The following is a 12,751-nucleotide window of genomic DNA, read 5'->3' on the forward strand; positions in this document are numbered from 1 at the left end:
GGGAAAACCAAGGGACAGAATGTCGCACCCCTTGATTTAAAACAAGTATAGGAAGGCTCCATGGGTTTCTACGACGAGCGAATACTGCCGCACCTGATCGATTACTCCTGCTCAGTAGGGCAGGTAATGAAACTGCGCAGCCAGGTGGTGCCACAGGCACACGGCACCGTGCTGGAAGTGGGTATGGGCTCGGGCATTAATCTGGAGTTCTACAATCCGGATACCGTTAGCCTCGTCTACGGCCTGGAGCCGTCCGAAGGCATGCGCCGAAAGGCACGGGCAAATCTGGCCAAATCCAGCGTTGCGGTGGAGTGGCTAGACCTACCAGGCGAGCAAATTCCGCTACCAGACAACAGCGTCGACACGGTACTGCTTACGTTCACCCTGTGCACCATACCCGATTGGCGAGCCGCGCTGGATCAAATGAAGCGGGTACTCAAGCCCGACGGCGAACTGCTGTTCCTGGAACACGGAGAATCGCCGGACCAGGGCGTGTGCAAATGGCAACACCGCATCACCCCAGGCTGGAAGAAAATCGCCGGCGGTTGCCACCTCAACCGACCGATCGCGGACCTGATTCGGGAAGGGGGGTTTGAGATCACCGAACTGGAAAACCTATACGTGCCCAAGGCCCCGAAATTCGCTGGTTATATCTACAAGGGCAGGGCGCGGAAGCCTTCGCAGCCAGCCTAAAAATACCACTTCCGCAATCCCAATTGCGTTACCGGGCAGGGCCTTATACAATCCTGCCCGTCAAAAGCTGCTTACAAGCCCCTCCGAATGCCCGGATGGTGGAATAGGTAGACACAAGAGACTTAAAATCTCTCGGCCGTTAGGTCGTGCCGGTTCGATTCCGGCTCCGGGCACCATATTTGACAACATTCTAGGGCCTTCTCTGTTTTTCTTCCTCGGATCTAATCGTACTATGTAGACGGGCATGTAGGCAGTTTGGCAAGCTGTCGTTTAGGCAGAGCACTCTTTACAGCGTTAGTGGTACTGAAGGTCAAAGAGGTTCACCAAATCCTGATCAAGGAGCCCATCAGTCCCTATTGCCAGTCTATCGCTGTTTTTATACAAGACTTGCGATAGACGATTCTGTGAGCGCTGAAGCACTATTTAATCTAGTTACTTGTAGCATATAAAAAAGGCTTTTGAATATGTCAAAAAATAGATGCGAGTTTTGGCATGATTTCTGGGACGACAGATGGGAAGAGTACCGTGACTTCTTTCAGTTGATAATAGTGCGATACCTAATAATATGGTTTTCAACCGTCCCGGTTGTTGCAGGAATAGTCTCTCAGTTTCCTAGCCCTCTCGTTGTTGAGTTTGCCAATGAGGTGCATGAGATCGAGCTCGTTATGCCTTTTAATTGGCAGCTGCTTTGGCTGTCTTCGTTATTCTTTGTGTTTGCTTTGTCTGTTTATAAAATATTTTGTCCAAAGTTTATTCAAGAATATAACAATTTTTCAGATTATAAATCACTTGGCCATCATCCCCGATGGCTCGTTTGGCAGGCGCACAAGCTTTTTAAAAAAATAGATAACCGTAACAAAGAAAAATTTTTCAAACGACTTTCGGACAAAGGTTACTTAGAAGAAGTAAAAAAGAAAGGTTTGTCAGAGCTGTGTAAGAAGCCAATTGTTGCGCGAAAAGAAACGTTTATGACGTTCAAGGTTGAAGGTAGAGCTTATAGGTTTGGGATGCCAACAAAGAAAGTTGACAATGAAAATGAGCCTGAAAAAGACGTTTTCTATGAGATTTTTGGAAGATATTCTCAAAGCAAAAAGTCCGCTCGTGTCATTATAAAGGCTTCTTTGTTATTAAGCTTTGTGTTGTTTTTGGTTGTTCTTTTTCAGCATGTGTGGAATGGTGGCGTATTCGTTTTGGATTGGGTTCAGGGTTTTACTAATGAGGCCATATAAATATTACGCTGGATTAACCAGCCAGGTCGCGTTTTGCGCTACTCCTCTTAGGCTTGATTCATATAATCGATGTCAATTTTCTTGTGAGTATTGTTTTGCCGCGACACGTCAAGGTTACGGTCGCGGGGAAGCTCTTCAGATTAGCAATCCTAAATCTCTAAAAGAAAGATTGGAAAGGGTTTCGAAGGGAATCATACGTTCAGCTCTCGATGAGATGATTGGTAGGAATATTCCTTTTCAGCTCGGAGGTATGTCTGACCCGTTTACTAAAATTGAAAAAGAAAAAGGTGTTACCTTAGAGTATCTGAAGATACTAAAAGACTATAACTATCCTGTAATAGTAAGTACTAAAAGTGATCAGGTTATCGGAAAAGATTACTTGGACGTAATCAATGGCTCTAATATTTATATTCGTTTTTCAACGACCATTGTTTCCCCGCACCTAAGAGAGAAGATTGATCGCGGATGCCCGCCATTAGCTGATATTGGCTTTGCCGCTAGCGTCCTTGCTAATGAAAATATCCCGGTTTGCTTTAGGTTTCAGCCTATCATCCCTGGGCACGAGAAAAGTTTTGATGAGGTGTTTGAAGTTGCTAAGAAAGCCAACGTCAAGCACATTTCAGCCGAGTATTTGAAATGTCCGATTGATGCTAATAGAAATTTTGGAAAATCATTGGCAAATGACTTGGGCAAGAATCCAATAGAGTACTACAAGGAATTAGGGGCAGAGAGATATGGTCGAGAATATATGCTGCCTCTTCGTTACCGTGCCCCGTGGTTGATAGAGTTCGCAAATAAAGCTAGAGATAACGGAGTTACGTTTGGGTTTGCAGACAATGATCTGTTGTTACATTCTGATGGTCAATCTTGTTGTTCAGCTTCTGACTTGTATCTCAAAAAGGCTAGTTTTTTCAATGCTAATATAGTTGCTTTAGCGAAATCTAAGCAATATGGTGACCTGATTTATTTTAGCGACTATCTTTCGCGGTGGATTCCTGAGTCGTCGGTCTCAACATATCTTAATTCGACAGCAAGATTAAGGTCATTGAACTTTGAGGAATCTCAATGGTTGCAGTATCTAAGGGAAATGTGGCTTGGTCAATATGGTGTGTTCCGCCCGGATTATTTTGACGGTCTTGAAAAGACCAAAAAGGTTGATTTGAACGGTCTACCAGTTTACGTAAAACGAAAGTCTGATTTCGTAAATCGCTTAGAAACCAGTGCTGCGAGTTCCGGCTATTTAGAACGTAAAGTTCAGTTGAATTGAGCGCTGAGTTCTCAAAGATCAGGTTATTGTATCTAACATACAGTTACTGAAGGCACTCTAAGGTGCCGGTGAGTCCAACTGTCAGAGGTTACCCGAACTCGGAAATGATAGAGTCGAGCAGAGCTGTCACCGCCGTGATGAGGTTGGGCCTCTACCCGATAGCTTCCGTGCCTTTTGGGTATTATGCCGGTGCAATATTATCCATCTTGTCTCAAACCGTCCTTCATGGCACGCGCCGCGTGCAACTTCTTATAACTATCTACCAACCGCTGATGCTTCTCCAGGCCTTCCAGTTTCATACTGGTAGGCGTCAGGCCATGGAAGCGTACTTCGCCGCTGACTGAGCCAACCACGGCGGCCATAGTGTCTTCGCCGAACATGCGCTGCAGATTGGGCAGGTAGTCGAGCAGTTCCAGTTCGTCACTCAGGGTGATTTCCAGAACGGTGTTAACGGCGCGGTAGAACAGGTTGCGTTCCACGGTGTTGTCGTTGAACTGCAGGAACATGTCGACAAATTCCTGGGCTTCTTCGTGCCATTGCAGGGCCAGGCAGATCAGCAGTTTCAGTTCCAGAATGGTGAGTTGGCCCCAAATTGTGTTCTCGTCGAACTCGATGCCAATCAGGCTGATGATGGTCATGTAGTTGTCGAGCTGGCTGGCTTCCAGGCGCTCGGCCAGGTCGGCCAGCTGATCATCGCTGAGGGCGTGGAGATTGAGGATATCTTCGCGGTAGTCCAGCGCCATGTTGGTGTTGTCCCACACCAGATCCTCTACCGGGTAGACCTCGGAATAGCCGGGTACCAGGATGCGGCATACCGGCGCGCCCAGGTCTTCGTGGGTCGCCACGTACACTTCTTTGCCGAGGTCCTCCAGAATGCCGAACAGGGTGCTGGCCTCTTCTTCGTTGGTGCCGGAGAAGTTCCATTCGCAGAACTCCAGGTCGGATTTGGCGCTGAAGAACCGCCAGGACACCACGCCCGTCGAATCGATAAAGTGCTCGACAAAGTTGTTGGGCTCCGTCACTGCCTGGGTGCTAAAGGTGGGCGCCGGTACGTCGTTGAGGTTCTCAAAACTGCGGCCCTGAAGCAGCTCGGTCAGACTGCGTTCCAGCGCCACCTCGAAACTCGGATGCGCGCCGAAAGAGGCGAACACGCCGCCGTTTCGCGGGTTCATCAGTGTCACGCACATAACCGGGAATTGGCCGCCCAGGGAGGCATCTTTCACCAGGATCGGGAATCCCTGTGCTTCCAGAGCGTTGATGCCCTCAACAATGTGCGGGTATTTATCCAGCACACTCTGGGGCACGTCCGGCAGCGCCATTTCCTCTTCGATGATCTGCTTCTTGACCGCGCGCTCGAAGATTTCAGACAGGCACTGTACCTGGGCTTCTGGCAGAGTGTTGCCCGCGCTCATGCCGTTGCTGAGGAACAGGTTCTCGATCAGGTTGGAGGGGAAATACACCGTTTCGCCGTCGGATCGGCGTACGAACGGCAGGGACACGATGCCCCGGTCGGTCTTGCCGGAGTTGGTGTCGGTCAGGTTAGACCCGCAAAGCTCGCCTTCTGGGTTGTAGATGGCCAGGCAGTGGTCGTCGAGAATACCTTCGGGCAGCTCGTCGTCCGGTCCTGGCTTGAACCATTTTTCGTTGGGGTAGTGGACGAAATCGCTGTTGGCGATGTCTTCGCCGAAGAACTGGTCGTTGTAGAAGAAGTTGCAGCTCAGGCGTTCGATGAATTCACCCAATGCCGAGCACAGTGCGCTTTCCTTGGTGGCACCCTTGCCGTTGGTGAAGCACATCGGGGAGGCGGCATCTCGAATGTGCAGCGACCACACGTGGGGCACGATGTTGCGCCAGGAGGCGATTTCGATCTTCATGCCCAAGTCCGCCAGTATACCGCTCATGTTGGCGATGGTCTGTTCCAGCGGGAGGTCCTTGCCCTCGATGTAGGTGCTGGTGTCACCTTCCGGCGCCATCAGCAGGGCCTGGGCGTCTTCGTCGAGGTTTTCGACGGTTTCAATCTGGAACTCGGGGCCGGTCTGTACCACTTTTTTCACGGTGCAGCGGTCAATCGAGCGCAGGATGCCCTGGCGGTCCTTGTCGGAAATGTTTTCCGGCAGTTCCACCTCAATTCTGAAAATCTGGTTGTAGCGGTTTTCCGGGTCGACGATGTTGTTCTGCGACAGACGGATGTTTTCGGTGGGAATGTCCCGCGCCTTGCAGTAAACCCGCACAAAGTACGCCGCACAGAGCGCCGATGACGCCAGGAAATAATCGAACGGGCTGGGGGCCGAGCCGTCGCCTTTGTAGCGAATGGGCTGGTCCGTGACCACGGTGAAATCGTCAAACTTGGCTTCAAGCCTGAGGTTTTCGAGAAAATTAACTTTGATTTCCATGAACAGCGTACCGGGTTTGCAGAATTGAGCGGGCTTTCAAAAGCCGGAGGGCCATTATCCAGTTTTTGCCGCCCTGCGTCTTGGGTGGCTTACAAATCGGATGGGAATGTCCGTACATCAACGGATGTGTCAAGCCAAACGGGTTTGCCGATACCGTTTCACCTCTATCCAGCCATGGACCATCAGTGCGGAGAAGACAATGGCGCCGCCGATCAGGCTCAGGGTGGTGGGAACCTCGCCGAGGAACAGCCACACCAGAAAAGAGCCCAGTATGGTTTCCAGTAACAGCATCAGGCTGACTTCTGCGGCCGGTATGTAGCGTGGGCCAATCTGGATGAGCACGCACGCCACCGGCAGGAAGAACAGGCAGAGCAGGGCGATGAATAAGGCATCCCGGGGTGAGAGCAACACTGCGCCGCCCGCCAGCGCTGCAGTGCCGGCAACGAGCAGCGCGCCGAACATCAGTACAAGGCTCATATCGCTGTCCGGTTTTGAGCGTGCCACGTTGAGATTCAACGCCAGAGCGGTTGCCGCAACGCCCGCCATGATCAGCCCTAAAGGATCTCCGCGCCCCCATTCGCCAAATGCCATCAGGGTGGCGCCTGCCACGCACACGAGGATGACCATCCAGGTTCGCCACGGCAGGGCTTCTTTCCAGACCAGCCAGGCGATGAGTGCGGCAATGACCGGAGAGGTGTTGAGAATGACCAGCACGTTGCCAGCCGCGGTGTTTTTCATGCCCATCACAAAACCCAGTTGGCTTAACCCGAAGGCGACGGCGCAGAACACCCCTTTCCAGCCGCATCGACGGATCTCAGCCCCCAGGCGGGTGCGATAGCGGACCGAACTGATCACCAGAAAGCTGAACGCCAGCAACAGCCCGCGCCAGAACAGAAACACCACCGGCTCCACGGAGGTGATTTTCACCAGCAGGGCGTCCGGCACGATGAACAGCACACCCAGTGCGGCAATGGTCAGGCCTTTGAGTCGGGTTGTCTGCAAGCCGCTACTCCGCTGCGTTGTCGTTGGCGGTGCAGGCTTTCTCAAGCCGGGTGATGCAGTCGCTGAACGTACGGCTGATGCGTGTCTGGTCTCGAATCATGGCCATTCGCGGCCAGGTGGCCTGCTCTCCAAGCCGGACGAACATTTCCAGGTCTTCCTTGTTGGGGTTGGACAATATCTTGCGATACAGCAGCGGTTTGAACGGGAACTGTATGTTGATGTCCCCCAAATAGGTCTGCGTGGCCATGGCATGAGCCTGCTCCAGTAAAGGCCGCAGTACCGTCGATGACCAGTTGTTGCGGGTGAGCTGAAGCGTTGTCGCTACCTGGGCGTGCATCAGCGATGCGGCAGCCTGTTTGGCAGAGGCGCCCGGGCCGCGCTGGTGGTGATGGCTGATAAAGGGCAACACATGGGGATTTGCCTGGCTGACGATGGTGCGATTAACGTTATGCAACCGCGCCATGCGCATCAGCGGCAGGTCGCCATGAACACTGCCGTCGATCCATCGCTCGGTGGGCATATAGGGCTTGCCCCCGTTGTCACCCCTATCCTTGTCCCTGGCCTGGAGCGTTACCGGCGGATAGATGCCAGGCACGGCACAGGACGCCAGGATGGCGGAATCCACCAGTACCTCCGGTGAGGCCAGGTTGTTCAACAGGCGGGGTTTCTGGCGAGTACGGGTCGGCGATACCGAAATGTTCAGGGTGCGGCCGCTTCGTTCAGCCGCTTCCTGAAAGCTGGTACGGCCGATGTTGGTGCGAATGTGGTGGAGTAGCTGGGATTGGTCCATGGCGTGACGCTTTCGCCAGATTCGTTTGGGTTCGAGCCAGCGGAAGGCGTCCAGGTGGATCTCCCCGGGTTCGTTGAAAAAGCGCTCGAGCTCGCGATTGTTACGGGTACAGATGGCGCCGGCGACAATCGCCCCCATGCTGGAGCCGGCAATCACGTCGGGAAGCAGTCCTTCCTGCCAGAGTGCGCGGGTGACACCAATATGATAGATGCCGAAGGCGGCGCCACCACTCAACATAAGGGCCGGGCGGCCATACACTCGCTCTGCATCCCGGAACAGGCGCAGCTTTTGCTGGTCAGATACGCCCGGCATGGGGTTGTCGCAGATGAAGTTCATGGAACGTTCCACTTCATAAAGGAACTCGCTGACCAGGACTTTGGTGCCGCTCCAGGAGATGGCGTAGAGGTCAGGGTTGCCAATCTCACCCAGGTGGCGATAAAGGCTTTCCTGCAGAACCCGCGTCAGCGCTCGGGTATCGCCCTTGTCGCGACAGCGTTTCATGGCCGTGATGTGGTCGCGAATCAGGGCTTCGTGGAGCAGTTCGCAGCCATCCTCTTCCCGCCACGCCAGCGTTCCCTCCAGTTCATCCAGGTTTGTGGCGGTGGCGAGCCAGTGCTTGTAGGAGGAGGCTTCGGTGAGTTGCTTTTCCAGTTCCCGGCGTTGTTTCTTTGTATCTCTCATGGGATAAAGGATACATCAGGAAAACGAAGTAGGGGGGATGATGACTGAGCAAACCGAACTGTTGGTAAAGAAATACTCCGAAAACGGAATCACCACGCTCACACTGAACCAGCCGGAGCGCCGCAACAGCCTGTCCATGACCATGCTGGAAGCACTTTCCGCCGAACTGGAATCTGTTGCGGATGACGTGGACACACGGGTGGTGGTGATTGCGGCCGCAGGGCAGGTGTTCTGCGCCGGGCATGATCTGCGGGAAATCCGCGACCAACTCGACAGCCATGAGTTCCAGCTGAGACTGTTCAATCAGTGCAGCAAAGTAATGCAGCAGATTGTGAACCTGCCGAAACCGGTGATTGCCCGTGTGGCTGGCGTGGCGACCGCGGCCGGTTGCCAGCTGGTGGCCAGTTGCGACCTTGCGGTAGCGGCTGATACGGCGCGTTTTGCCACGCCCGGTGTGAACATCGGCCTGTTTTGCTCCACGCCCATGGTGGCGTTGTCCCGCAACGTATCCCGCAAGCAGGCTATGGAAATGCTGTTAACCGGCGAGATGGTCGGAGCATTGAAGGCTGAGCAGATCGGTCTGGTGAACCGGGTGGTGGATGAGCAGGTTCTTGACGAAACTGTCTACCGCCTGGCCACCACCATCGCCGGCAAATCCGGCCATACCCTGAAGATTGGCAAGGAGGCGTTCTATCAACAACTGGAGATGGGGCTGGCCGAGGCCTACGACTTTACGTCGGAAGTGATGGCAAAGAACCTGCAGGCGGCCGACGCCCACGAAGGCATCTGCGCGTTTCTGGACAAGCGCAAACCGGAATGGAAAGACGAGTAGGGCGGCTAACGGCAGTCTGATGGTTTCAGGGAGAGTCGATCTCCCACGCCAATTCCCCGGCTTTCGAAATAGCCCAGGTTCATTTCCAGGGCCCGATAAAATGGGACGCCGGCTTCATAAGTTGGGCAGTCCCGGCCCTGGTCCGACGGGCAGGGCTCCATAGGGTGAATGGCACCGATGGTGCCGTCGCGGTCCAGATAGGCAATATCCAGTGGAATCAGCGTGCGGTACATCCAGAAGCCGTGGTCGGCACGGCGCTGGTTGTTATAGACGAACAGCATGCCGGCGTCTGGAGCCAGCCTCTCCCTGTCCATCAGCCCGCGGCTGCGTTCGGCTGGCGTGCGCGCCACTTCAACCGTGATGGGCATCGCCTGCCCGGCAGAGATCAGGCATGCCTGTTCCACCGGCAGTTCGTCATTGTCCGGGAGTGCTGCCAGGCAACCGGAGAACAGCAGCGCCAGGCAAACCAGCAGGGCTCTCACGAACGCAGCCGGTAGCCGGTCTTGAAGATCCACCACACCGCGACCATGCACGCCGTCAGGAACAGCAGTGTCATGCCCACGCTGATACCCACATGCACGTCAGACACGCCGTAGAATGCCCAGCGGAAGCCGCTGATCAGGTACACCACAGGGTTAAACAGGCTGATGGTCTGCCAGATCTCCGGCAGCATTTCGATGGAGTAGAACGTGCCCCCGAGAAACACCAGCGGTGTCACGATCATCAGCGGAACAATCTGCAGCTTTTCAAACCCGTCCGCCCAGATGCCGATGATGAAACCGAACAGGCTGAAGGTGATGGAGGTGAGCACCAGGAAGGCGAACATCCAGAAAGGGTGGAGCACGTCGTAGTCCACAAACAGTTTGGCGGTAATCAGTATGATGACGCCAAGTATGACGGACTTGGTGGCGGCGGCACCGACGTAGCCGAGAACGACCTCCAGATAGGAGACCGGTGCCGACAGGAGCTCGTAAATCGTGCCGGAGAACTTCGGCATGTAGATACCAAACGAGGCATTGGAAATGCTTTGCATCAGCAGCGACAGCATTACCAGGCCCGGAATGATGTAGGCACCGTAGCTGATGTTGTCGATGTCGCCCATGCGGCTGCCAATGGCGGAGCCAAACACCACGAAGTACAGAGAGGTGGAGATTACCGGCGAGGCGACACTCTGCATCAGGGTGCGGCGCATGCGGGCCATTTCAAAGTTGTAGATTGCTCGGACACCGTAAAGGTTCATTGCGTTACTCCCGCATACCGGTTGGTTTTATTCATGCACCAGGCCAACAAAAATCTCTTCCAGGGAGCTTTCCCTGGTCTGAAGATCCCGGTATTCGATGCCCAGGTCGCCCAGGGTTCGCAGCAGGCGCGCTACGCCAGCCTGCTCCTGTTGTGAGTCGAAGGTGTAGATCAACTCGTAGCCGTCATCTGACAGGTCCACCGGCTCCAGCGTGAGCGTACCGGGGATTTTCTCGAGCGGATTCTGCAGGTGCAGGCGAAGCTCTTTCTTGCCCAGCTTGCTCATCAGCCGGGACTTGTCCTCAACCAGGATGATCTCGCCTTGGCGGATAACGCCGATTCGGTCGGCCATCTCCTCCGCTTCTTCGATGTAGTGGGTGGTGAGGATGATGGTGACGCCGCTTTCCCGCAGCTTGCGCACCATTTCCCACATGTCCCGGCGCAGCTCCACGTCTACCCCGGCGGTGGGCTCGTCGAGAAAGAGGATGCGGGGCTCATGGGATAGCGCCTTGGCAATCATCACTCGACGCTTCATGCCGCCTGACAGGGACATGATGCGGTTGTTGCGTTTGTCCCATAACGACAGGTCTTTCAGGACTTTCTCGATGTGATTCGGGGCGGGCGCTTTGCCGAACAGGCCCCGGCTGAAGGAGACAGCGTCCCAGACGGTCTCGAAGGCGTCGGTATTAAGCTCCTGGGGCACCAGGCCAATGCTCTCCCGGGCTTTGCGATAATCCTTCACGATGTCATAGCCGGCGGCTTTTACTTCGCCATCGGAGAGGTTCACAATGCCACAGATAATGCTGATCAGTGTGGTCTTGCCGGCGCCGTTAGGGCCGAGCAGGGCGAAGATTTCTCCCCGCTCGATGTCGAGGTTGATGTCGTTGAGGGCCCTGAAACCATCCGCATAGACTTTGTTGAGGTGCTTGACGGAGATGTCCGGTTGCACTGGCTTGTCCTGTTGGTGGTGGATCAAAGCGCGGTATTTTCTCATGACCGGTGATGATTTAGAAAGCTTTGCCTTGTTAGCGATTATCCCCATAATGCCCGCTCAATTGTGGAGGAGTGGATGTGTTGAGAGCGCTTGTTGCTGTGCTTGCCATTGCCTGCGTCGTCGCGCTGGGCATTTTGGGCCCGCGTTGGCTGATGTCTGAAGATACCGCCGAGGCCGATCAGGGCACGGTTAAGTGCGATCTCCTCAATGCTACGTGCCACTGGGCACAAAAGGGCAAAAGCTGGCATGCGCGGTTGCAAAAAAGCGGTGTTCAGGCCCAGGGCACGGAATACCATCTAACGGTAAAGACCGACGGGAATCAGCCCCGGATGCTGGCTGTGCTGCGGGGCGAGTCCATGTACCTGGGGGAGTATCCCGTTCCCATGACCAAGGCGGGGATGTCGCCCGATGGTGAGGGCCAGCTTTGGGAAGCACGGTTTACCGCACCTTTCTGCACCACGGACCCAAGCATGACCTGGCGGATCGACCTTCAGGCCGGGATAGATCACGCCTTCGTGATGCCCGTAAAACTGACGTTTGTAGCCAAGGGCCGCGTCTGACGATGGGATGACAGTGTGTCAGGATTGTGTAAAATCAGCAGACCACCATACATCGTCCAGGGAAGCGCATATGGATTATGGCGATAGCGTACACAAAGTCCTGTTAAGGAAAATCCAGAAGGCGGAACAGGATCTGCTTCAACTCAAACTGGATTATTGCCGGTTCATCTTTGGGCTTAGCCACCGGGCCAGAGTGACAAGCAATGGCAACAGCTACGTGGTGCGTTCCGTGGATGTGGAGACTATGGAACGTCTGGACGACGGGTGCTTTTCCCGGCCAGAGGTGGCAGGGAGCCCTGTCGATAAGCCCGATACCGCAGACGCCGTAAACCTTGGCGTCGACTGGACGCTGGAAGAGCCTGCTACCCGCCCAAAAGCCCGCAGTTGAACGGGCACTCCTTTAAGCGTTAGATAAAGGCGTTCGACGTAATCGTTGAGTAGAGGCTGTGTTCCTGCGGAACATAGCGATGCCCGCTCCAGTGCTCTGCACCGTTTACACCACTTCTAAAAAAGGCCAACAAGGTCGAACTACCTGTCATCGTCGATAGCGCCTGGACCGCTTCGGGTTGCCGTATGCCGATTTTTCGGCTGGCCAGCTTGCTGACCAGGTCAAGCAGCGCATCTGAATGCCGCTGCGGCTTGTCACACAGGGCGCAGGCAGCACCGTACAACCAGACGACGGCATATTCCCGAACCGCAAGGGGCGCTGTTTCCAGAACTAGCCCATGTTCCCGGCAATCCCTGTCCTGAAGGCTGAGCAGGATATGCAGTTGGGTGATCAGTCCACACGTGTCTGAGGGGGCTGTGTGGGATGGTTGCGGAGCAGCAACGGAGCGTTTCTTTTGAGCCTCTGGTAGTGGAGGCTGGGCCGACTGTGGGTGTCCAGCCACCATTGTCACCACGGACGCCGGCACGAACGGATCGTTTCGGACCAGTGTAAGCATGCGAAAGAACAGTAAAAGCAGCAGCGCAATCAGCCCGACTTCGAACAGCATAATAAAGCTGCCAATCATAGGTGTTCCCTCTTGCTCAAACCTTACTCAAACCCTGGCCGAGCGGTGTTCCGGTGGA

At 54.6% G+C, this 12,751-nt stretch carries 13 protein-coding genes and 1 tRNA gene; 7 read left to right on the forward strand and 7 right to left on the reverse strand.

Annotation, left to right across the window (positions count from 1 at the left end):
- Positions 1-60: 60 nt before the first annotated feature.
- The 4 genes from B3M52_RS04920 to B3M52_RS04935 all read left to right on the forward strand — a co-directional run bounded on the left by B3M52_RS04920 (position 61) and on the right by B3M52_RS04935 (position 3,189).
- Positions 61-693: a class I SAM-dependent methyltransferase gene (locus B3M52_RS04920; RefSeq protein WP_151982243.1), complete on the forward strand. Its 633-nt coding sequence runs from the start codon at positions 61-63 to the stop codon at positions 691-693.
- Between the two features lie 89 nt (positions 694-782).
- Positions 783-869, forward strand: a tRNA-Leu gene (locus B3M52_RS04925).
- A 288-nt stretch (positions 870-1,157) separates the two neighbouring features.
- Positions 1,158-1,922 (forward strand): hypothetical protein, encoded by a 765-nt coding sequence (locus B3M52_RS04930; protein WP_151982241.1) that lies wholly within the window; start codon positions 1,158-1,160, stop codon positions 1,920-1,922.
- Entirely contained in the window at positions 1,909-3,189 is a 1,281-nt protein-coding gene (locus B3M52_RS04935; RefSeq protein ID WP_151982239.1) for a hypothetical protein, read from the forward strand. The genes B3M52_RS04930 and B3M52_RS04935 overlap by 14 nt, the downstream gene beginning before the upstream one ends.
- A gap of 197 nt (positions 3,190-3,386) precedes the next feature.
- Here the strand turns inward: B3M52_RS04935 and B3M52_RS04940 are convergent, their stop codons facing one another.
- The 3 genes from B3M52_RS04940 to B3M52_RS04950 form a co-directional block, all read right to left on the reverse strand.
- Positions 3,387-5,582 (reverse strand): OsmC domain/YcaO domain-containing protein, encoded by a 2,196-nt coding sequence (locus B3M52_RS04940; RefSeq protein ID WP_151982237.1) that lies wholly within the window; start codon positions 5,580-5,582, stop codon positions 3,387-3,389.
- A 129-nt stretch (positions 5,583-5,711) separates the two neighbouring features.
- The gene (locus B3M52_RS04945) at positions 5,712-6,584 is read right to left on the reverse strand and encodes a DMT family transporter (RefSeq protein WP_127401335.1); all 873 of its coding nucleotides are present in this window, start codon (positions 6,582-6,584) and stop codon (positions 5,712-5,714) included.
- Positions 6,585-6,588: 4 nt separating this feature from the next.
- Positions 6,589-8,055: a patatin-like phospholipase family protein gene (locus B3M52_RS04950; RefSeq protein WP_127401333.1), complete on the reverse strand. Its 1,467-nt coding sequence runs from the start codon at positions 8,053-8,055 to the stop codon at positions 6,589-6,591.
- Positions 8,056-8,095: 40 nt separating this feature from the next.
- Between B3M52_RS04950 and B3M52_RS04955 the strand changes: the two genes are divergently transcribed.
- Positions 8,096-8,887 (forward strand): enoyl-CoA hydratase, encoded by a 792-nt coding sequence (locus B3M52_RS04955; protein ID WP_127401331.1) that lies wholly within the window; start codon positions 8,096-8,098, stop codon positions 8,885-8,887.
- Positions 8,888-8,892: 5 nt separating this feature from the next.
- On the opposite strand, the gene B3M52_RS04960 is transcribed toward B3M52_RS04955, so the two are convergent.
- The 3 genes from B3M52_RS04960 to B3M52_RS04970 are packed head-to-tail and all read right to left on the reverse strand — an operon-like array spanning position 8,893 to position 11,075.
- Entirely contained in the window at positions 8,893-9,369 is a 477-nt protein-coding gene (locus B3M52_RS04960) for a DUF192 domain-containing protein (RefSeq protein WP_127401329.1), read from the reverse strand.
- Positions 9,366-10,127 carry an ABC transporter permease gene (locus B3M52_RS04965; RefSeq protein ID WP_007152138.1) on the reverse strand — a complete coding sequence of 254 codons (762 nt, stop codon included), beginning with the start codon at positions 10,125-10,127 and terminating at the stop codon, positions 9,366-9,368. Before B3M52_RS04965 ends, B3M52_RS04960 begins: the two co-directional genes overlap by 4 nt.
- 27 nt (positions 10,128-10,154) lie before the next feature.
- The gene (locus B3M52_RS04970; protein ID WP_127401327.1) at positions 10,155-11,075 is read right to left on the reverse strand and encodes an ABC transporter ATP-binding protein; all 921 of its coding nucleotides are present in this window, start codon (positions 11,073-11,075) and stop codon (positions 10,155-10,157) included.
- Positions 11,076-11,197: 122 nt separating this feature from the next.
- On the opposite strand from B3M52_RS04970, the gene B3M52_RS04975 reads away from it, so the two are divergent.
- Entirely contained in the window at positions 11,198-11,680 is a 483-nt protein-coding gene (locus tag B3M52_RS04975; protein ID WP_127401325.1) for a hypothetical protein, read from the forward strand.
- A 70-nt stretch (positions 11,681-11,750) separates the two neighbouring features.
- Entirely contained in the window at positions 11,751-12,068 is a 318-nt protein-coding gene (locus tag B3M52_RS04980) for a hypothetical protein (RefSeq protein ID WP_127401323.1), read from the forward strand.
- Positions 12,069-12,087: 19 nt separating this feature from the next.
- Here B3M52_RS04980 and B3M52_RS04985 read toward each other — a convergent pair whose 3' ends face one another.
- Positions 12,088-12,693 carry a hypothetical protein gene (locus B3M52_RS04985; RefSeq protein WP_127401321.1) on the reverse strand — a complete coding sequence of 202 codons (606 nt, stop codon included), beginning with the start codon at positions 12,691-12,693 and terminating at the stop codon, positions 12,088-12,090.
- Between the last annotated feature and the right edge of the window lie 58 nt (positions 12,694-12,751).

Source organism: Marinobacter sp. UBA2688 (assembly GCF_002352785.1).
In the GTDB taxonomy this organism is placed as follows: domain Bacteria; phylum Pseudomonadota; class Gammaproteobacteria; order Pseudomonadales; family Oleiphilaceae; genus Marinobacter; species Marinobacter salarius.